Below are 21,772 nucleotides of genomic sequence, written 5' to 3' on the forward strand. Positions count from 1 at the left end.
TATGGTCTCTAATTTCGAGATAGATATCGATTACCGGATAAATTAATTGGCTAGTTTAATGATAAAATAAGGATATTAATGAATAAGAATTTATTGTTGTGCACAGGTGTCGCCCTCCTCTCCTTGAATGTGTTTGCTTCCCCTCAAGTCGCAGACACTGTCGCCCCTGAAACCGCTACCTCATATAAACAAAAAACCAGTGTTGTTGCGAATCAATATATGGTTGCAGCTGCACACCCTCTTGCTGTCGAAGCAGGATACCAAGTATTAAAAAACGGTGGGAATGCAGCTGATGCTTTAGTTGCGGTTCAAACCGTACTCGGACTCGTTGAACCTCAATCGTCAGGGTTTGGTGGTGGCGCTTTTCTAGTCTATTACGATGCAAAACTGAAAGTATTAACCACATTTGACGGGCGTGAAACCGCCCCTTTGGCAGCAAAGCCTGAGTTATTCCAAGACAGCGACGGTAAACCTTTAAAATTTTATGATGCGGTCGTCGGCGGGCGTTCGGTTGGTACACCGGGAACCGTTAAGTTATTGGCAACGCTGCATGATAAATACGGCAGTAAAAAATGGTCAGAACTCTTCCAGCCCGCACAGAAACTTGCCAATAATGGTTTCACTGTTTCAGAAAGATTAGCCTCTTCCATCGAAAAAGATAAAGCGCGGTTAAGTCGATATCCTGACACCAAAGCGTATTTCTTTACAAAAAATGGCGAACCTTTATCAGAAGGTAGTTTACTGAAAAATAAAAAGTACGCTGAAACCTTGTCAGTGATAGCTGAGCACGGTGAAAAGGCTTTCTATCAAGGACAAATAGCAAAAGACATTGTAAATAAAGTGACCGGCATTACTGATAACCCGGGAGTACTCGCGCAGGAAGATTTTTCAACATATAAAATAATAGAGCGTAAAGCGGTGTGCGCGCCTTACCATCAATATTCTGTCTGCGGCATGGGACCTCCCAGTTCAGGTGCATTAACTATTGGTCAGATATTAGGTATTGCCAGTCATTTTGATCTGAAAAAACTCGGTGCAGACAGCCCGGAAGCGTGGCAGATCATTGGTGATGCATCAAGACTCGCTTTTGCTGACCGTGGTCGTTATATGGCTGATTCTGACTTTGTACCAATGCCCGAGGGGTTGCTTAACTCAGACTATCTTGCCGGGCGAGCAAAATTGATCCAACCAGGTAAAGCATTATCAGAGGTATCTGCAGGTAACCCACCGTGGAAGAATGCTATCGCGCGGGCAGATGATCAATCCATTGAATTTCCTTCCACTACCCATATTGTTATTACCGATAAAGAGGGCAATACCCTCTCTATGACCAGTACCGTTGAAAATGGCTTTGGCTCAAGGGTAATGAGCAATGGTTTTATCCTTAATAACGAGCTGACTGATTTTTCATTTGCGTCATATAAGGATGGCTATCCTATCGCTAACCGGGTAGAGCCTGGAAAACGTCCGCGTTCGTCCATGTCTCCAAGCATTATTATGGAAGATGGAAAACCTTATATGGCATTAGGATCTCCCGGTGGCTCACGCATTATCGGATATGTTGCCTCAACTATTATCGCGCATTTAGATTGGGGAATGGGAATTCAACAAGCAATAGATTTACCGCATTTAGTGAACCGTTTTGGAACCTATGATATTGAACAAGATACCAAGGCAATACGATTTAAAGAAGCGCTTGAGATGATGGGCTATGAAGTGAATATTCGCGATCTAAACTCTGGACTTCACGCAATCCTATTTAAAGATGGTAAATTAATCGGCGGCGCAGATCCTCGTCGTGAGGGTATTGCTTTAGGAGATTAACGACTGCAGCTCTCAATCAGTTAAAACGCCCGTATGACACCGGCGTTTTTCCACCCATAATAGAACTACAATACAATGATAGTTAGTGACGGGAGTTGTTTTGTTTAAAAAATTTAGCTTTGCTTAATAGTTAACCTAAATTTGGGATAAGAATTAAACGCAATAACCACCTACTAAAGTAGGTGGTTATTGATTTATGGACTAAAGTCCAGATACGGGTCAAAGACCCATTTTTTTGGTGCTCAGTTCTAACATTATCATCGACTTTTGGCTTAAAATAATGGGCTAAATACTCTTTAATCATTTCTTTGGTAACATCCCCAGATGTGACACAAAAATATCCTCTAGACCAAAAATGACACCCCCGTATCGCTTTTTTAAGTCGGGGAAACATTCAAATAGTTTAGATGATGATCTCCCCTTCAACCCAATATCACCTTTTAAAACTTAATACCTATATTTAGTAACAAAAACAAAATGAGACTGAATCTTAAAAACCGTATGACTAACATATCGATAATCCATTCCCATCTCCTAACCAAAAGTTGAATGCAGTCACTCTGGCATGAACTGATGTAATCCATTAATTTAATCTTCTATTGAGGCGCAGGATAAATGTAATATTGGCAGCTCACCCATGGGCAAGTACAGGAAAACGTCAAGTTGATAAAAACGATACGGAATAGTCCCAAGCAGAAGCTTTAACATAATAGAGAACAAGGCTAAAGAATTGGTGAAGCCAAGACTAAGATTGAAGTAGTGTTTGCCCCCCATCCCAAAACAACTTACAGCCCGAGAGAAACAGAAATATGTAACACAAGCGGTAGACCAATGGCTGGCTTACCCTGTGCAGTAACCACACTCCTATTTTCACACCAACGGGTGCCAACGGCATCAACACCAGCGAAGTCATCAAGTTGGTCTGATTAAATCCACCCAATAGGCTATACGGGATCAGTTTAAACAAATTAAGAACCCCCAATAATACCGCCATAGTGGCGACAAACACTATTTTATCCAGTTTCAATGGTAACAAATAGATACTGGCTGGCCCGCCGCCTGCATGAATAGCAGTGCTGGAAAAACCACTCATTAGACTCCAAAACCAAGCACTAAGGGTTCCTCTTTTTTTCTGCTTATCTGCGCCGAGGGCAATGTACTGCAGACAAAAAAACAGTGATAAACCACCTATCAGTAATTTCAGTCCTGATTCTGGTGTTACGCTCAAAAAGAGACCGGCCAACGCAACCCCTATTAAAGACCCTGGCAGCATACCTCTTAATAGCCCATAATCCGCATGCCGATAGTGTTGTTTAACGGCGAAAAAGTCCATCACACATAGAATAGGCAATAATATAGCTGCTGCCTGAGAGGCCACGATAACCATTGACATCAAAGGCACTGCAATAATACCCAACGCCCCTCCAAATCCTCCTTTACTGATACCATAGATTAATACTGCAGGAATAGCCGTGGCATAAAACCAAGGATCTAAAACAATCATCACTGTATTACCCTGTTAAAAGTTATATTTATTGCCAGTCCATTGAAGATATAAGCAGCAACCCATCATCTAAAAAATACATCACAATATTGCTTATCTTGAACTCTACCGGCGTATTGAAGCGGATCAACATGACAATATTACCAACTTGAGCATGCCAGAAAAATAACAACAGGTATAAGCACAATTGCCAACTTGATTATGCCAGAAAATAGCAGCTGGTATAAGCACAATGAAACTTGTTGTCGCGGCCCCAAAAAAATTATTTTCACGATACCGCCAAGTCTCATTATAAGTAGCAATTAAGCCAACAAGTTGCATTATTGGCTGCCACAAAAAAACCCAGTCAGCTTCGGCACTAACTAGGCTTACTCGAATGTTTGGTCTATTACATGGTTGGCATAACAAAGCTGCTAGCGTGCTCTTCTAAACGCACACTGGCAGGCCAACGACTGGTCACAGTTTTCATGCGCGTATAAAAACGTACACCATCACTGCCGTGTACATTCAATGGTCCAAAGACCGAGCGTTTCCATCCACCAAAGCTGTGGAATGCCATAGGTACAGGAATAGGTACATTGATGCCGACCATTCCAGCCAGAACATCTTCACTGAACTGGCGGGCAGATTCACCATCACGGGTAAAGATAGCAGTACCATTACCGAATTCATGATTATTAATCAGTTCAAGCCCGGTCTGATAATTCGGTACTCGCACTACTACTAATACCGGACCAAAAATCTCTTCTTTATAAATGCTCATATCCGGTAAGACATTATCAAATAACGTAGGTCCTACAAAATAGCCCGCTTCATGTCCGTCTACTGTTAAATGACGACCATCAACCAGCAGTGAAGCACCCTGCTGTTCACCCGCTGTAATGTAATCACAGATTTTAGCTTTATGCTGAGCCGTCACCACAGGTCCCATGTCGTTTTCTGGTCCATCAACTATGCCAGGGCCAACGCGCATCTCTTTGATCTGAGCTTGCAGCTTTTCAACCAGTTGGTCACCGGTTTCATCACCGACCGCGACAACAACAGACAAGGCCATGCAGCGCTCACCCGCAGCACCGTAAGCCGCGCCCATGATGGCATTAGCCGCCATATCAAGGTCTGCATCGGGCATCAATAAACAGTGGTTTTTCGCGCCACCCAAAGCTTGACAACGTTTACCATGGGCAGATGCGGTGCTGTAAATATATTCAGCAATAGGTGTTGAACCAACAAAACTTGCCGCTTGTACACGCGGATCAGTCAACAGTACATCGACCGCTTGTTTATCACCATTAACAACATTAAACACGCCATCGGGCAATCCGGCTTGTTTCAACAATGCAGCCAGTTCCAATGCGAAGGATGGATCTTTTTCCGATGGTTTGAGTACAAAGGTATTGCCCGTCGCTATTGCAATCGGAAACATCCACATCGGCACCATAGCCGGAAAATTAAAGGGTGTAATTCCGACACAGACCCCTAGCGGCTGCATCAACGAATGGCTGTCCACGCCCGTTCCCACATTGGCTGAATGTTCGCCTTTTTGCAGGTGCGGAATACCACAGGCATACTCCACCACTTCCAACCCGCGCGTAATTTCTCCAACGGCATCGGAATACACTTTACCGTGTTCATTTGAAATCAGACGCGCCAGTCTGTCCATATTGGTCTCTAATAACGCCTTAAAAGCAAACATGACTCGGGCACGTTTTAACGGTGGCATTTTTGCCCAGGCCGGAAAGGCGCTATCAGCCGCAGTAATCGCTTTTTCCGTTTCGGCTTCATTGCTAAGCACGACCTGTCTGGTTTGCTTACCCGTCGCAGGGTTAAAGACAGGGGAAAACCGTTGACTGTTGCTTTCACTGATCTGGCCATTAATAAAGTTTTGAACTGTTTCCATGTGTTACTCCCTTAAAGACTCGTTGTTAATAATATGATGAGCTGGATTCTGTTATATTTTTTGACTATAGGCCCACACAGCACATTGTTGCCGAGACTGAAAATGGCGTGCTAATTGGCTTTAATTTACTCTATCAAGGTGACGTCATCAATTTTATTTGCAAGCCATGGACGCGACGATTGAACAAATATCCTATGCACACTGCATAGGCTCAACCCGAAGAACCTTCGGTATTTCTACTCCCAACTTAGTTATCAGCCATTAATGACAGTGCGTTACTTCCACCTTGCTGAGCATAAAATAGCCTCCTGCAGGAAAAAACAGCAAAAATAAACAGACTATAGCTATTTTTCTGATTTTTATGGGCCATCTGCTAAATTTTAAGGTCATTGTGATCATTTAAATGGGATGCTAAAAACGCTTTAAAATGAATGGCGACTGCCGAAGTCAAAGAGGAGGCTGGTGTCATTTCAGAGGTCGGCTTTTTTTCCTGCTCTGGCTCTTTTAACAGCTAGGGATCGATAGTGATAACATACTGTGATGACGGATGCATCGCGCGGTTTAGCAGCGGGATCACGACTAACATTCCCGCCAGAATAGCCAAATTCATCGTTGAAAATAAAGTCTCATTGATACCTATCGCAGATGTGACTACTCTGGCTGTGACGCCTTCCAAGTTTACACCACTGGCTAAAGGTACCGTGCCAGAATAAGAAACCAGTATAAGCTGAAGTAATGAGCAGGCGATAGACGACACCTATCACTTTAGCCGCTAATTCCCGGGCAAATATAGCACTGATAACAGCCACCAGCAGAATCGCCTGTCCGAGGGGGCTGTATAGCTAGACGTTTTTAAAAACAGGGGCGCAGGCCATTGCATGGCCAATTAACAACACCATAGACATTTGCATGGCAAAGGTCAGTAGCTTCCAGAAGCCACCGGACCAGGCGCCAATGACCTGAAGCGGATTTTTTCCTGTGGCTGGCATCATTATCACAAATACAGCTAAAGTGAGTAAGGCTGCAAAATAAAGAGATTAGGCAGATAGCGTTTCACAATAGCAACAAAAAATTGGGTAAGCCACTGCAGACCATTTAGTTGCTAGACGTTGGTATCGTCGACTTTATTCAAGTTCATATATACTTCCTTGTTCTAGTTATTTTATAATGAAAATAGGTATTTTTTATCTCCATCTGATTGAAACAGAGCAATACATTGTTCGACATGACCGTCTGGTGGTATTACTTTTACTCTTATCTTCAGTCATAACGCACATAGATTGGCACAGTAACACTAATGATTTTAAATTCTATAATGTCCCTTTTTATCTATTTTCATTTTCAACAAGCAGCGCAACACCTTGACCTCCACCGATACACAATGTCGCCAGTCCGTAGCGTTCTTTTCGCTTAGTCAGTTCGTGAAGCAGGGTGACAAGTATGCGTGCACCGCTGGCTCCGACCGGATGACCAAGAGAAATTGCGCCGCCGTTTACATTTGTAATAGCAGGGTCTAGACCCAGGCCTTTGATAACAGACAGGCATTGAGATGCAAATGCTTCATTTGCTTCAACCAAATTCAAGTCTTGAACCGTCAGGCCAGCTTTTTTCAGCGCTTTTTGTGTTGCCGGCACGGGGCCATACCCCATAATATCAGGATCAACCCCAGCTGCACCTTGCGCACGAATAGTGACCATAGGTGTTAACCCCAGTGCCAGCGCTTTTTCTTTACTCATAAGAACGACGGCAGCTGCACCATCATTTAAACCCGATGCATTTGCGGCCGTCACTGTGCCATCTTTTTTAAAGGCTGGACGTGCTTTACTGATAACCTTAAGTGGTATCCCGAAACGCGGGTATTCATCACTATCAACAATGGTATCACCACCGCGCGTTGAGATAATGTGCGCAGCAATCTCATTTTTAAATCTGCCGGATGTTATCGCTGTTTCTGCGCGCTGTTGAGATTGAAGCGCGTATGCATCCTGCTCTTCGCGGGAGATTTGGTATTTTTTCGCTAAATTTTCAGCGGTAATGCCCATATGAAAACCACTAAACGCATCAATTAAGCCATCCTTAAGTACAATATCAGTCAGTTGAGAGTTACCCGTTTTCGCGCCTGTGCGATGTGAATCAAGGGTATATACTGCATTAGACATCGATTCTGTACCGCCAGCAACAACGATTTCTGATTCGCCCGTTTGGATTTGCAGCACCGCATCCATCACCGCTTTTAATCCGGATCCGCATACCATTGAGACCACATTGGCGGTTGCCTGATCGGGAATACCTGCAAATTTAGCTATTTGGCGAGCGGGGTTCTGACCAAGACCTGCTGAAAAGACATGACCAAAAATCAGATTATCGACTTGTTGTGGTGTTACATTTGCGGCCTCCAAGGCAGATTTTACCGCTGTGACAGCCAGATCGATGGGTGATACATTATTGAATACACCGAGATAAGAACCAATTGCAGTGCGTTTTGCACTTACGATAACGACATCTTTCATAAGATTACCTTCTTTCAGATTGTTAAAATTCAGTGACATCATTGCCTTCAGTACCTTGAATTTTAAACATAATGATTCATTGGTAGCAGGAGGATGTCTGTCGATTAGATTTATTTCATTGTTCTGGGGTCTGTTTTTTCTGGGAGCAATGCTCACACATTCCCCCGTTATAAAATAGTTATGGAATTTTCTATTTTAGCTGCCAAGCTGCCAAGGTGAGAGGATTGTCCCAGTTAACATTTGCGGCCTCACTTTCCGTGCAGTGGTTCTGCCTTATTGGATTGCAGTTAATGTTACTAAAATGTTAATACTATATTACCTCATCAGAACATAACAAATAAAATTTTCCGTTCAATAATAGGTGAAAATATTGAGGTGAGATCAAATTTTTGATCCGTGGGACTACTTTAGGACTGTTTTTTGCCGGAATAAAAGGGGCTTTTTATTAATGGGAAATATGCTGAAAAAATTTATCTCAATACATTATTAATGGTGAAAATTATTTCAAGTAAGAAGCCGTTTAACAACAGCTATTACCCTAAGAAAACTCAGTGATTATTATTGGTTATGTAAATACTAACCCTAAGCATTTTTCTATTCGGACAATTCACTCCATAGCATCAATCATATGGCAAATAACAACTTAACCACACTTATTTTTAGCGTAAAATCAGCCCTTCGACTTTAAGTTAATAGTATTCAGAAATAACCTTGGATCGGCAATTTTATCCAGCATTGAAGTATCGGGCAAACAGTCGTCATCAACATAATCAGCATAATCCCCTGCTGAATCAAAGACTAGAATATCCAATGCTAATCTATCCAAGCCGTATCGACCACGGTGAATCATATCGGCCGAAAAAACTAACAAGTCGCCCGCGGCTAATTCAATTTCCTGACCGGTTGAGAGGTTGTCACTGCTCACTCTCCCCTTGATTTCTTCGCGCACATTAAATTCTTCATCGCTGTCCCAGCGTTTATGGGTTCCAGGCACCAGTTCTATGCCGGGTTCATCAAATAAAGGCACACGAAGATGTAATACCTGCGGATTATAAATCACTTTCTTTTGGTCTTCGATATCATAATCATATTGGCAGTCTCGATGCCAAAAATCTTTTTGCTCAGGACTCACCGGGTCAAAGAATAATTGGGTATTCATAAAAGCGGGATCAGCCGCCATAACCGACTCGACAATATTCATTATTTTTTTTGAGCTGATAAAATTAAAAAGCTTTACCCGGTTGTCATATCCTAAGTACTGACTGCCGGTGATTAAAGATGAATTAAACGCTTCCTCCCGATAGAAAATTTCGTTGTCATCTTTCCATAAGGTATGAAATTTTAATATTACCTTTCTAAGAGATGAAATCTCAGACGCAGTAAAATAATCTCTTATCACAAAGTAACCTTGTGCATCATAAGTAGTTTTTAATTGACTTGGATTAGCTAGCATTAACGACTATTACCTCAACTTATTATTTGAACATATAAGATAGAAAGGGTGTAGAGCACCCTTTCTTTAATCACGCTTTTTTACCCGTCGTATAATAACTGTAATGAGATTAAATAGCTGATCAATTTTAGTGGTTAAAAAAATGATTGTTTGTTGAAACCTTAGTCAGAAGATTCTGATTCAGATCAAGTGTGGATTATTGTTAATTATTAATTTGTTTGTTGATATAAGCAGCAAGCTGGCGGACTTTACGAGTATGATTTTTATATCCGTCTGACTGGATAAAATCGGCTATCGCTAATGGGGGCAGGCGACATGTTTAACCTGATAGGTTTATCTTGGAGTGAGCATCGCGCAACGATTGACGACTACAAAACTAGGCTTATCTTGGAGTGAGCATCGCGCAACGATTGACGACTACAAAACTAGGCTTATCTTGGAGTGAGCATCGCGCAACGATTTACGACTACAAAACGTAAAAGAGCGTTTAACTATACGATGGGGGTTATGACTATTGGGACACTGTTTTTTATATTAAATTAAAGGTTGCCAAGCAAAACGTGGCAACCTTTAAGCTAATAGTCAGAATGAACAAAAAAACAATTAAAGCATCGTTTTTACATTAAAGTTGAACGATCAGCTTGCCTTTATTTTCACCGGTGGAGAATAAGTTCAGGCCTTCAATAGCAGACTCTAACCCCTGTAATACATGTGAGCGATGTTTGATTTGTCCAGCCATTACATAGGGGGTCAATTTTTCTAACAACTCCGGTACCTGATGAAAGTGATCCGGCATGGTAAAACCTTGAATGGTAATACGACGTTTAATAATATTTAACCAACTTGGACCTAAATCCGGCACGTCGGCATCATAAGCTGAAATTAATCCACAGACAACAACACGGCCATGTGCATTAATACGATCAAAGATGAAATGTTGGATTGGGCCACCGGTATTTTCAAAGAAAAGATCAATGCCATCGGGTGCCGCTTTTGCCAGTTGCGCGTCTAAATCATCACTTTTATAATTGATTGCGGCATCAAAACCCAATTCATTGACTATCCAGTCTGCTTTTTCCTGGTTTCCGACAACCCCAATCACCCGTAGACCTTCAGCTTTTGCGAGTTGTCCAACGATTGAACCAACTGAACCTGCTGCGCCTGTAACAATAAGTGTTTCACCTTTTTTAGGCTTGCCTACATTAAATAAACCTTGTACTGCGGTTAAACCGGGCAATGCAAATACAGATAAAATATTTTCATTAGGTAATGGCGCCGTTACTTTATTTACCCCTTGGCCATCACTTAAAAAATACTCCTGCCACCCCATCATACCCGTAACACGATCGCCCACTTCAAAATCAGGATGGTGACTCATCGTCACTTCACCGATGCCGGAACTGCGCATCACATCACCCAATGCAACGGGCGGGATATAACTGTTCATATCAGCGCTCATCCAACCGAACATAGCCGGATCCAATGACATATGCTGTTGTTTTACCAGAAACTGCCCTGCTTCAACAGTTGGAATCGTTTTTTTAACAACTTCAAATAATGATGAGTCAAGAGGGCCGCCAGTAGGACGTTTAATTAAATTAATTGCGGTAAATGTTGCCATAGTTATATTCCTTTTAAGAGATCCAGTTGCTAACTGACAGTGCCATTATGGCAACTTTAAAGCGTGAGATATACCCCCTAGCTGGAAAGCTCGAAAGCTCGATGCTCTAAAGCTGTCAGCTGTCAGCCCGCCACTCGAAAGCTCGCAGCCCGAAAACTCGCAGCTTGCTCTTCAGACGTTAAAATCAGCTATTTTTGTAAGCCGTCTTCCTATAGACTCCTACCTGTGATTTTTACTTATTTAATACTTCAAAACCACGACAGTTTAACCGCCGACACCTTCTTATCTCTTTCTAAAATGGCACTAAAATGAATAATATAACGATAGCAACTCACAACGGTAATTTTCATGCAGATGATGTTTTTAGTATCGCTGCCCTTAAAAGCATTTTCCCTACTTTTAAACTCATCCGCACACGTGATTTAGCGCTTATCGGCCAGGCAGATATTGTGCTTGATGTGGGTGGTGAATATGATCCCGATGCGGGCCGTTTTGATCATCATCAACGTGGCGGTGCAGGTGAACGCGAAAACGGTATTCCTTATTCTTCATTTGGTTTAATTTGGAAAAAATATGGCCTAGAAATATGTCAAGGTAATCAGGACGTCGCCAATGCGCTTGATGCGGGCCTGGTATCAAACATTGATGCCATAGATTGTGGTCATGTCGAAGGGGTTTCTAAAGGTATCAGCCTTAGCCAGACTATTTCAATGTTCAACCCTACCTGGCAGGAAGAGAGTCACTTTGATGCCTGTTTTGATGACGCGGTTGACTTTGCAGTACGCGTTTTAGCCCGCTTTATAGCCTCTGCTAACGGCGGCATTAGTGCAAAAGTTATTGTCGCCGGCGCGATTGAAAATGCGCTTGATCCAAGAGTGATTGTATTGGAAAAATATACTCCCTGGAAAAGAACGGTTCACGCCTTATCTAAGGAGGCGTTATATATGGTATTCCCCTCTCAGACGGGCGAATGGAGAATTCAAACCGTGCCTGTTGAACCGGGTTCATTCGAAGACAGAAAATCACTGCCAAAAGAATGGGCCGGCTTATCCGGTAAAGCACTGGTGGATGTAACCGGTATTGATGATGCTATGTTCTGCCATAATGGTTTATTTATTGCGGGTGCAGAATCATTTTCAAGCGTAATGAAAATGGCCGCCATGGCACTTCAGGAAGATTAGTATTGCTGGCAGTAATAAAACCAATCTACCTGAAGCAGGGTTAAGCCGTATAAAAAATATTGCTTAAACTATATTGCTTAAACCATGTTGCTTAAATTATATTGTACAAATTAGTTTGTACAATATAGAGACAGCCTTGTTTCAAATGATCCTGCTTTGATAGCCCACCCTGCCACGAAAGCAGATAATAAACTGAAGTCACTCAGGGCTTAATAAATACCCTGAGCGGCAGATTCTAGAAGTCTTTCAGAGTCTGCTTAATCTGTTCGATACTGATGTGGCGCACATCTTTGCCTTCGACTAAAAAAACCACATACTCGCAAATATTTTTACCATGATCGCCTATGCGTTCGAACGCTCGAGCGCACCAGGTGATCCGCAGGCAATTTTTTATTTCACGGGGATCTTCCATCATTTTAGTGATTAATAGTCGCGAAATATTGTCAAATTCTATATTTATCTGCTCATCTTGTTCAATGACCTGCAGTGCTGTTTCAATATCCAGGGCCGCATAAGCTTTCATTGCTTGATGCAGGTTCGCTATCACCGTTTCGCCTAAATGTTTTAACTCATTAAATTGACGCGGATTTTGTTCTGAATTAATTATTTTTAACGCATTACGTCCTAATTTTGTTGCTTCATCACCAATACGTTCGATATCGGTAATAGTTTTAATAATACAGATGATTAAACGCAAATCACTTGCAGCGGGTTGTCTGGTCGCAATAATATGGGTGCAGGCTTCATCTATCTTAATTTCAAATTGATTGATTTTCTTATCGTTATCAATTACCTGCTGAGCAAGCTCTGTATCCGATGTAAGCAGGCAATTCAAGCCGTCTTCAACTTGTCTGATCACCAATTCGCCCATTTCAATTAATAAATAACGGATCTGTTCGAGCTCATCATTATAACGTTTAGAGATATGTCCCGTAATATTTAAATCTTTTCTCATCTTATGCTCCAGCGACTGATTTAGATTTAACCAAAACGGCCTGTTATGTAGTTTTCAGTCAGTTTATGTGAAGGGTTAGTAAAAATATGATCGGTACTGCCGACTTCAACTAAACTTCCCATATGAAAATAGGCAGTGGTTTGAGATATACGGGCAGCCTGCTGCATCGAATGCGTTACAATCGCGATCGTATATTTCTCTTTTAATTCATCGATTAACTCTTCAATAATGGCAGTTGCAATCGGATCGAGTGCCGATGCAGGTTCGTCCATTAATATAATTTCGGGGCTCACGGCAATTGTCCTGGCAATACATAAACGTTGCTGCTGACCACCGGATAATCCGGTACCCGATGCGCTTAATCTGTCTTTAACTTCCTTATACAATCCCGCTTTTTGTAAACTGTTAATCACTATTTCATCCAGATCATCTTTAGATGCTGCCAGACCATGTATTCTTGGACCATAAGCGACATTATCATAAATAGATTTAGGAAAAGGATTGGGCTTTTGAAAGACCATACCGACCCGCGCACGCAATAACACCGGATCCATTTTTTTATGATAGATATCTTCACCATCAAGTAATAAACTGCCTTTAATCTTGCAGATATCAATAGTGTCATTCATTCGATTTAAACAACGTAAAAAGGTTGATTTACCACAGCCGGAGGGCCCAATTAACGCGGTAACCTGATTACGCGCCAGGTCAATACTGACATTTTTTATCGCTTGTTTATCGCCATAAAACACATCGACATTACGCATTGACATTTTAGCATCGTCGGCAAACACATTACCGACAGTGTGTTCTATCTCCATTCCATCTGTCAGTGATTTATTTTTTATTGTCATTTTATTTCGCCTTGTCTATATATTGTCTGCTAAATGGGCACTACTGGCCCTTTTTTTCAAATTTACTGCGCAATAATGTTGCGCTAAAATTCATTATTAATAAGAAAGCTAAAAGCACTAAAATAGCGGCAGAGGTTTTAGCTAAAAAAGCCGATTCAGGACTGTCAGCCCATAAATAAATCTGCACGGGCATCACCGTCGCTGCATCGGTAAAGTTAACCGGTACATCGACAATAAAAGCGACCATTCCGATCATTAACAGCGGAGCCGTTTCACCCAGTGCCTGTGCGAGCCCAATAATAGTGCCCGTTAAAATACCCGGCATGGCCATCGGCAGCACATGCCCTAATGCGACTTGCATATCTGAAGCACCCAAACCAATAGCGGCTTCACGAATCGAGTTTGGCACCGCTTTTATCGATGCGCGACTGGCAATAATAATAGTCGGCAAAGTCATCAAGCTCAGTACAATACCGCCAACTAAGGACGCTGAACGCGGTAAACCGAAGATATTAATCAGCACGGCTAACCCCAATAAGCCGAAGACAATAGAAGGTACCGCAGCAAGGTTGTTGATATTAACTTCTATAATATCTGTCCAGCGGTTTTTAGGTGCAAATTCTTCCAGGTATAATGCGGCAGAAACACCAATGGGGAAAGAAATCAGCAGTACAATGATCATGGTTAAGATGGTGCCGCTAAGCGCCCCCCGTATCCCGGCTAATTCAGGTTCACGTGAATCACTATTGGTAAAGAAAAGCGTGTTAAAACGTTTTTCAACCGCGCCCGACTCGAATAATTGCTTTAACCACATGGCCTGCTTGTCGTTAATACGGCCGCTACTTTGACCCACCGTAACTCCACTTTTAAAATAGCTGTCAACATCATCGTCAGCCAGTAGCCACAGCGAGACTGTCTGCCCTAATAAATCAGGGTTGGCAGTGACCAGATCCTCAATTTTGAACTCAGCACTGTAGCTCAGTAGTCTCATTAAATCACGTTTATCGCCGCGCGTGGTTACCTGCGGGAACATTTGATAAAGCGATTTTTTTACTGTTGTCGAATAGTTTGCCTGCTTGAAGGCTTGCATATTAGGTTGCACCGCTGAATCCGATGGTTCGATATTCAGCCACTGCCTATTAAACTCAATATCCACTTTTATCCAATGCTGGAAAAAAGCAGGGTAAGCCTTAGTGCCAATATCAGCGAACAGTATCACCACCATCAGAAAGCCAAAGCTGATCGCAAGTCTTCCCCATAGACGAAATCGTTTTTCTTTGCTGTTACGTTTTTTCAGGCTTTGTTTAATTCTGTCGGTATTACTGTGCATATTACTTTGCATGGTTGAATCATTTATATTAAGCGGCTCATGGCCAGTTTTTAGCTGATTAGTCATATTGTTCTCTGTATTTTCTGACTACTTTCAAAGCAATCACATTAAGTAATAATGTTGTAACAAACAGCATTAAACCTAACGCAAAGGCGGCTAATGTTTTAGGGCTGTCAAATTCCTGATCGCCCGTTAGTAACGTTACAATTTGTACCGTTACTGTGGTCACCGCAGCCAGCGGATTAGCGGTTAAATTTGCGGCCATCCCCGCCGCCATAACAACTATCATGGTTTCACCAATAGCACGGGAAACAGCCAATAGCATGGCACCGATAATGCCCGGTAACGCCGCGGGTAATAATACGTTTTTAATGGTCTCAGATTCCGTTGCCCCCATCGCAAGAGAACCTTCTTTTAATGCCTGTGGCACGGCATTAAGCGCATCATCGGAAAGAGAAGAAACAAAGGGAATAATCATCACACCCATCACTATTCCTGCGGCTAACGCACTTTCTGAAGCCACATTTAACCCCAGTGCTTCACCCGTATCACGAATAAACGGGGCCACCGTCAGTGCCGCAAAAAATCCATAGACGACCGTTGGGATACCCGCCAGTATTTCTAACATAGGTTTAGCAACGGTTCGCAAAGTAGGACTCGCATATTGTGATAAATAGATTGCAGTCAACAATCCAACCGGTGCCGCAATCGTCATGGCAATAAACGAGATCAGCATAGTACCTGCAAATAAAGGTACAGCGCCAAAAGCACCCGATGATCCAACCTGCTCGCTACGCATCGCTATTTGCGGACTCCAGGTGGTTCCGAATAAAAAATCTAAGGTTGACACCGATTGAAAAAATTTCAGTGATTCAAACAACACTGACATCAAAATGCCTAAGGTGGTAAAAATGGCAACAATTGAGCAGCTTAAAAACAAGAATTTAGTGACACTCTCAGATAATGCACGAGCAGAAAAGCTTAACTTGAAGCGACTAACAATGAACATCACACTCGCGAGTGCAGTGATCAGTATTAAGCCGGCTTTTAACATACTAGCCTGGTCTTTTAACACCCGTAAATACAGTGCCGCCTGCTGTTTTACAACCTCATTTGATAAATCGCTGAGATTTGATAGGTCGCTTAGGGCAGAACCCGCCATAATACGGATATCATTAAGATATAAACTCAAATCTGCAGTGGATAATGCCTGTACCGACTTACCCAGAGAGTTAACTAGCAGTGATTCGATAATAATGGGTTCAACTATCCCCCATAATAAGAGAAGAAATAACGCGGGTAAACCGCAGCAAAATGCAGTCAGCAAACCAAATTGCTGTGGCAAAGAGTGCATGTTTTTAATCTGACTAACGCCGCCTGCAACCTTAATCGAGCGTTGCATTCCGTACCAATAACTTCCGAGTGTAAGTAGCGTTATGATTAAAATTAAAGCTGTTGAGGTCATACAGTGGCCTTTAAAGTAAAAAGGTAGACCATGATTGGGCTACCTTCATTTTAAGTATTATCAGTTAATAGAGCAGACTGATATTACAGTTGTAACGCTTTATAGGACTTCACATCCGCACTCACTTCAGCAAACTTTTCATCGCCAAGTGGTATTAAGCCTTTATCTGTTAAATAGCCCATTTGCCCCATTGCTGATTCGCTGGTAAATTCAGCTAAATACTCGGCAATGCCCGGTACTTTATCAACATGAGAATTTTTCACGTAGAAGAAAAGTGGACGTGAAACAGGGTAACTACCGTCGGCAATCGCATCGAATGAAGGTGCAGTACCGTCGATAAATGAACCTTGAATTTTATCTGTATTTTGATCAAGGAAGCTAAAGCCAAATATTCCCATTGCGTCAGGATTAGCATCTATCTTTTGAATAATTAAATTATCATTTTCACCGGCTTCAATATAAGCATGATCTTCACGGACCGAGTGACAAATCGTTTTGTAAGCACTTTTATCTGTTTTCTTGATAGCTTTAATCCACGGGTACTGCTTACAACCCCCTTCCATAACTAATTCTGCAAAGGCATCTCGTGTACCTGATGTTGGCGGTGGCCCCAGTACTTCGATTTTAGTTGCGGGTAGACTCGGGTTAACATCTTTCCATGTTTTATACGGGTTCTTTATTAATGTTTCGCTACCGTCAAGTGCCGGCACTTCCTTGGCTAAGGCTAAAAACAGATCTTTACGGCTGAGTTTCATCTGCGGTGCAGCATTAGAGTTAGCAACAACAATACCGTCATAACCGATCAGTACTTCAGTGATATCTGTTACGCCATTTTCAACGCACATCTCATATTCACTTTTTTTCATGCGGCGTGATGCGTTAGACATATCCGGAGTATCAATACCATTGCCGGCGCAGAATAATTTCATGCCGCCACCTGTCCCTGTTGACTCTATTTTAGGTGTATTAAATTGCGTTTTTTTCCCAAAACGTTCTGCCACTACGGTTGAAAAAGGGTAAACAGTTGAAGAACCAACGACGCTAATCATATCTCGACTTGCAGCTGTTGCAGCCGCTGATGCTAATAATGAAACTGTAAATGTTAGTGCTACCGTGTTTAATACTAATTTTTTCATTTTTAATTTCCTTATGTATGACGATGTGATGATTATCAGCCCATACCATTACAAGTTCATTACAGGTTTGTGACAATTTAATGACAGTGATTTTGAAGTTTTAATTAACGACAACAAAGCCCGAACGCCTGAAGCTTGAAGGCTCGATGCTCTAAAGCTGTTAGCTGTTAGCTGTCAGCCGTCAGCCCGCCGCTCAAAGCCCGCCTTAAAGCTCTAAAGCCCGAACGCTTGAAGGCTTGAAGCTCTATGCTCTAAAGCTGTCAGCCATCAGCCCGCCGCTCAAAACTCGCCTTCCCGCCCGAACGACAAAACGACGCGAGCAAGGTAAAGCTTGCTGCCTTATCAATCTTCAAGTAATTTGTGTCTATCGCCTCGGGGAACGAGTGCAACTATGCGGGCCTAAATAAATATACGCAGCATATTTTAATGACAATATTTGAATGACAATGGCTGCCAGGAGAAGAGTTTTGATAATTAAAGAAACTGATATCGTTAATGTATTAACCACATTGGAGTGCCGCACTAACTTCAGTATTAAAAAAATAACAGAATATATGCTGCCTAAACTAAAAGAAGCATTTTATCTGCACATAGAAAACCAGTCACCACACATTATTATTCGCCCGGTTTTTGAAGTTTTTGCCTCAGAGTTAGCGGCTATTAAAGGCGTCACTAAAAGAGAAGCCTATTTTCATAGCGCAGAAATGACCCGATTTCCTAAAAGAGTCCACAAAGGTATCAATGAAATCCATTATGGAATTTCTTTTAAGTTTGAAAATAGTAAAGCAGTAACACTTTTTATAAAAAAATTAATAACCATTATCGGCGGCGGTTAAGCATCAACCATGACTGTCTTTAATTTTGAATTGAAAAGATAAAAAATCATGAACTATGACATAACTCGGTGAGATATTTTTTTTCTGGCAATGCGTTGGCCGTCGTTTTACTGTCATATAAATATAATGAATTGCCTTTTATTTTTTTAGCCTTCGATTTTGCATAGGAGGCTAATACCGCCACATCGTTATGACTGTTACAAATGGAAGGCGACAAATTGACACAACCTATCGATAGACTCAGTAAAGGATAAAATTGTTTGGCTCCCGTACGATCTTCGCTTGCGATTCCGCCCCTCTCCTGGTCTTCCGGACTATAGCTGTGGATAACCCATTCCGAAAAATTTGCCAGTATTTTTTCGCATTGTATTTGCCAATGATCTGAAGATAAAATAACAATAAAGTCATCCCCACCAATATGGCCAATAAAATCATCTCTATCGGTCACTATATCCCGCAAAATATCAGCAACACCAAGAATAATTTGGTCTCCTTTTTCATAACCATAACAATCATTGTACGGTTTGAAATGATCTAAATCGACATAACAGATAGTGAAGGGTGATTGTTCTTTAAGTCGCTGATCCAAATTTTTACTGATCGGCACGTTACCCGGCAACAAGGTCAAAGGGTTTGCATAACGTGCGTTATTAATTTGCAGATGGGTTATTTCCTTGAGAAGATCAATAATTGAGCCAATGCCCTGATATTCCCCCTTATTGACAATAATAAACTCCAGTATTTTCCTTCTTCCAGCTTGATCACTAATTAAGATACTCGCTTGCTCAACGGGTAAGTCATGTTCCAAAATCAGTACCTGGCGATCAACCAATGAGGCGATCGTCTTTCTGCCTGAGAGTTCTCTGCCATAGGCTGAAAAAAATAAATTAGTGAGGTTGTTACGGTGGATTAAACCGATTGGTTTGTTGTTCTCGAGCACTGGAATACTGTCTAGATCAGGTTTTTGCTTAAATAATGTAGCGCAAGATTCAATGGTCGTTGCTGTACTAATTGCATCAATAGGCTGCAATAACTCTCCCACCATTTTAGATGAAATAAGTCTATTTTTAGATTGCGCTGTCAACCTTCTTTCACTAAACAAGTTATTATTGATACGCCTGACGGGCAACGGTGCCGGACGCTTAAAATAGTAACCCTGGCAGAACCGCAGACCAATTTTTTCTATAAATCGAAATTCATTGGCTGTTTCAACACCTTCTGCAATGACTTTACAACCCAGCTCCTGCGCGATATTTTTGATAGAGAGTACAAATTGCTGCTTTACTTTATCGCTGTCAATATCACACATAAAATGGCGATCGATCTTTACATAATCAGGACGTAATTCATACCAAGCGCGCAAGCCCGAATAACCGGATCCCAAATCATCCATCGCAATTTCAAAGCCCATTTCTTTATAATGTTTTAATGCATCTCGAATTACTTCATAATTTTCTAAAGGACTGTGTTCGGTTAACTCGATCACCACACGGCTCGGATCAAGGTCTATTTTCTTGAGTAATTTTAATGTTTGACCAGAGCGGAAATTAGGCTGAAAGAGAGTTTCAGGGCTGGCATTGAGAAATAATTTTCCCTGGAGATTAAGTTTTTTAAATTGTAATATCGATAATTCTCGGCATAAAAGCTCCAGCTCCACTAATCTACTTTGGTCTTTTGCTGCAGCAAAAAGGGCAATGGGTGAGTACAATTGACTGTTAAAGGGGCCCCGAATTAATGCTTCATAGCCAAAAATATTCCGTTCAATATTTTCAACAATAGGCTGAAAAAAAACACTGAGATTTTTATCTTGGATTATCAAATCAAGTGATAATATAGTTAAATTTGGCATATTTTCTTCATCGCAGCTAGTGGTAAGAGAAATTGATACAGAATAGTTCTGCGGCTTAATTATCCCCATTCTAATGCAGATAAAAATTGCTTTCATTTCATGTTTTTTATAACACATTGCAATTTTAATAATTAAGAAAAAAAATCAGCAAAATGGGATTCTGATAATGAAATACAGCGTAACGATTAGTTATGACATATTAATGACAATGAGTAATAAATATGACTTATTCTAAAAATAAAATCAGGTAATCTTATTTTTATTCCACCCCGATAAACTAATTTGGGAAAATTCCAAATTGTTGATCAATCTCAAAATTTAAAAAAACCCCACAAAAGTATATCTATTAGCTATGCAATGTATATACTAAAAACAGAATAAAGGCGCAATAATAATGACAACTAAAAATAAACACAAAAAAGCGGGAAAAAAAGACAGCCAATTAGTTATCCGTATCAATGGCGAAGAGCGAGATAGATTCGTCAGCCTTTGCGAAGAACTAGATACAAGTGCAGCACGTGAAATACGAAAATTTATCCGTGGCTTTGTTGAAGAACATGCCGAAGAACCTGTTGAAGAACATGCTAAATAGCATAAATTTGACCTGTTAACATTAATTTTATTCATCTTTTGACCATGCGCCTTGAGTTAGTTTCTACATCGAGCGTTTTATTATTTTAGGGCAATGGTTAACAAAAACGAGCAGTGATGCTCACTTCATGCAACTTAAAGGAAATACACAATGACTAAAATATCAAAAGAAGTTAAATCAATTAAAAAAGAAATTAAATCAAGAAAAGCTAAAATTGTTAAGCAGGAAGGCAAACTTAAAGTACTTAAAAAATCGCTAAAAAAACCTGCTAAAGCAGTTCAAGCTAAAGTTAAAAAAGTGAAAAAATCAACAAAAAAATCTGCTTAAATAGCTTATTTTTCCTGCCTTCTAGCCAATATTGACAGATTTAAATTAGGCTAAAAGTAAGGAAAAGTATTTTTCTGACACGATAATAAGCGCCTTGCAGAAGTTTGTACCGTTTAACACTTCAAGGCCAGGATTCACTAAAACGAGCTGTGATGCTCACTTCGTCCAACTTAAAGGAAATACACAATGACTAAAATATCAAAAGAAGTTAAATCAATTAAAAAAGAAATTAAATTAAGAAAAGCCAAAATTGTTAAGCAGGAAGGCAAACTTAAAGTACTTAAAAAATCACTGAAAAAACCGGCTAAAGAAGTTCAAGCTAAAGTTAAAAAAGTGAAGAAATCAGCAAAAAAATCAGCTTAAATAGCTGATCGAGCATCTTTCCCTGCCTTCTACCCAGTCTTGACAAATAAAGCTTGGGCTGAAAGCAAGGAAAGG

At 41.1% G+C, this 21,772-nt stretch carries 17 protein-coding genes and 2 pseudogenes; 6 read left to right on the top strand and 13 right to left on the bottom strand.

From position 1 onward, the window contains the following. The first annotated feature begins 78 nt into the window (after positions 1–78). Positions 79–1,824, top strand: coding sequence for a gamma-glutamyltransferase (gene ggt / locus PING_RS12370; protein ID WP_011770690.1), 1,746 nt, complete (start codon positions 79–81; stop codon positions 1,822–1,824). Positions 1,825–2,062: 238 nt separating this feature from the next. Here the strand turns inward: ggt and PING_RS20065 are convergent. The 7 genes and pseudogenes from PING_RS20065 to PING_RS12405 all read right to left on the bottom strand — a co-directional run. Beyond that, positions 2,063–2,349, bottom strand: a pseudogene (locus PING_RS20065) (transposase); the annotation flags it as partial. A gap of 220 nt (positions 2,350–2,569) precedes the next feature. After that, entirely contained in the window at positions 2,570–3,328 is a 759-nt protein-coding gene (locus PING_RS12375; protein WP_011770691.1) for a sulfite exporter TauE/SafE family protein, read from the bottom strand. 388 nt (positions 3,329–3,716) lie between these two features. Continuing rightward, positions 3,717–5,225 (bottom strand): CoA-acylating methylmalonate-semialdehyde dehydrogenase, encoded by a 1,509-nt coding sequence (locus PING_RS12385; protein WP_011770692.1) that lies wholly within the window; start codon positions 5,223–5,225, stop codon positions 3,717–3,719. A 511-nt stretch (positions 5,226–5,736) separates the two neighbouring features. Further along, positions 5,737–6,217, bottom strand: a pseudogene (locus tag PING_RS21875) (TIGR00366 family protein). A 333-nt stretch (positions 6,218–6,550) separates the two neighbouring features. Further along, positions 6,551–7,735: an acetyl-CoA C-acetyltransferase gene (locus tag PING_RS12395; protein ID WP_041767246.1), complete on the bottom strand. Its 1,185-nt coding sequence runs from the start codon at positions 7,733–7,735 to the stop codon at positions 6,551–6,553. Positions 7,736–8,405: 670 nt separating this feature from the next. After that, the gene (locus PING_RS12400; protein ID WP_011770694.1) at positions 8,406–9,188 is read right to left on the bottom strand and encodes a phytanoyl-CoA dioxygenase family protein; all 783 of its coding nucleotides are present in this window, start codon (positions 9,186–9,188) and stop codon (positions 8,406–8,408) included. A 622-nt stretch (positions 9,189–9,810) separates the two neighbouring features. Further along, a complete protein-coding gene (locus tag PING_RS12405) occupies positions 9,811–10,809 on the bottom strand; it encodes an NADP-dependent oxidoreductase (protein WP_011770695.1) in 999 nt (332 codons plus the stop codon). 308 nt (positions 10,810–11,117) lie between these two features. Between PING_RS12405 and PING_RS12410 the strand changes: the two genes are divergently transcribed. After that, on the top strand, positions 11,118–11,990 hold the full coding sequence (locus PING_RS12410) for an MYG1 family protein (RefSeq protein ID WP_011770696.1): 873 nt from the start codon (positions 11,118–11,120) through the stop codon (positions 11,988–11,990). A 235-nt stretch (positions 11,991–12,225) separates the two neighbouring features. Here the strand turns inward: PING_RS12410 and phoU are convergent, their stop codons facing one another. The 5 genes from phoU to PING_RS12435 form a co-directional block, all read right to left on the bottom strand. Then, positions 12,226–12,945, bottom strand: coding sequence for a phosphate signaling complex protein PhoU (gene phoU, locus PING_RS12415; protein ID WP_011770697.1), 720 nt, complete (start codon positions 12,943–12,945; stop codon positions 12,226–12,228). A 26-nt stretch (positions 12,946–12,971) separates the two neighbouring features. Continuing rightward, a complete protein-coding gene (gene pstB, locus PING_RS12420; protein ID WP_011770698.1) occupies positions 12,972–13,799 on the bottom strand; it encodes a phosphate ABC transporter ATP-binding protein PstB in 828 nt (275 codons plus the stop codon). Positions 13,800–13,839: 40 nt separating this feature from the next. Further along, entirely contained in the window at positions 13,840–15,195 is a 1,356-nt protein-coding gene (gene pstA / locus PING_RS12425) for a phosphate ABC transporter permease PstA (protein WP_011770699.1), read from the bottom strand. Continuing rightward, positions 15,188–16,594 (bottom strand): phosphate ABC transporter permease subunit PstC, encoded by a 1,407-nt coding sequence (gene pstC / locus PING_RS12430; protein ID WP_011770700.1) that lies wholly within the window; start codon positions 16,592–16,594, stop codon positions 15,188–15,190. The genes pstA and pstC overlap by 8 nt, the downstream gene beginning before the upstream one ends. 83 nt (positions 16,595–16,677) lie before the next feature. Continuing rightward, complete coding sequence (locus PING_RS12435; protein ID WP_011770701.1) at positions 16,678–17,730, bottom strand: PstS family phosphate ABC transporter substrate-binding protein; 1,053 nt, start codon at positions 17,728–17,730, stop codon at positions 16,678–16,680. 467 nt (positions 17,731–18,197) lie between these two features. On the opposite strand from PING_RS12435, the gene PING_RS12440 reads away from it, so the two are divergent. Further along, a complete protein-coding gene (locus tag PING_RS12440; RefSeq protein ID WP_041766471.1) occupies positions 18,198–18,566 on the top strand; it encodes a hypothetical protein in 369 nt (122 codons plus the stop codon). Positions 18,567–18,612: 46 nt separating this feature from the next. Here PING_RS12440 and PING_RS12445 read toward each other — a convergent pair whose 3' ends face one another. Then, the gene (locus tag PING_RS12445) at positions 18,613–20,415 is read right to left on the bottom strand and encodes a bifunctional diguanylate cyclase/phosphodiesterase (protein WP_041766472.1); all 1,803 of its coding nucleotides are present in this window, start codon (positions 20,413–20,415) and stop codon (positions 18,613–18,615) included. Between the two features lie 394 nt (positions 20,416–20,809). On the opposite strand from PING_RS12445, the gene PING_RS12450 reads away from it, so the two are divergent. The 3 genes from PING_RS12450 to PING_RS21035 all read left to right on the top strand — a co-directional run bounded on the left by PING_RS12450 (position 20,810) and on the right by PING_RS21035 (position 21,697). After that, positions 20,810–21,007, top strand: coding sequence for a hypothetical protein (locus tag PING_RS12450; protein ID WP_011770704.1), 198 nt, complete (start codon positions 20,810–20,812; stop codon positions 21,005–21,007). 150 nt (positions 21,008–21,157) lie between these two features. Next, complete coding sequence (locus PING_RS21030) at positions 21,158–21,334, top strand: hypothetical protein (protein ID WP_198134686.1); 177 nt, start codon at positions 21,158–21,160, stop codon at positions 21,332–21,334. A 186-nt stretch (positions 21,335–21,520) separates the two neighbouring features. Further along, positions 21,521–21,697, top strand: coding sequence for a hypothetical protein (locus PING_RS21035; RefSeq protein ID WP_198134687.1), 177 nt, complete (start codon positions 21,521–21,523; stop codon positions 21,695–21,697). Positions 21,698–21,772: the final 75 nt, after the last annotated feature.

The organism is Psychromonas ingrahamii 37, assembly GCF_000015285.1.
In the GTDB taxonomy this organism is placed as follows: Bacteria; Pseudomonadota; Gammaproteobacteria; order Enterobacterales; family Psychromonadaceae; genus Psychromonas; species Psychromonas ingrahamii.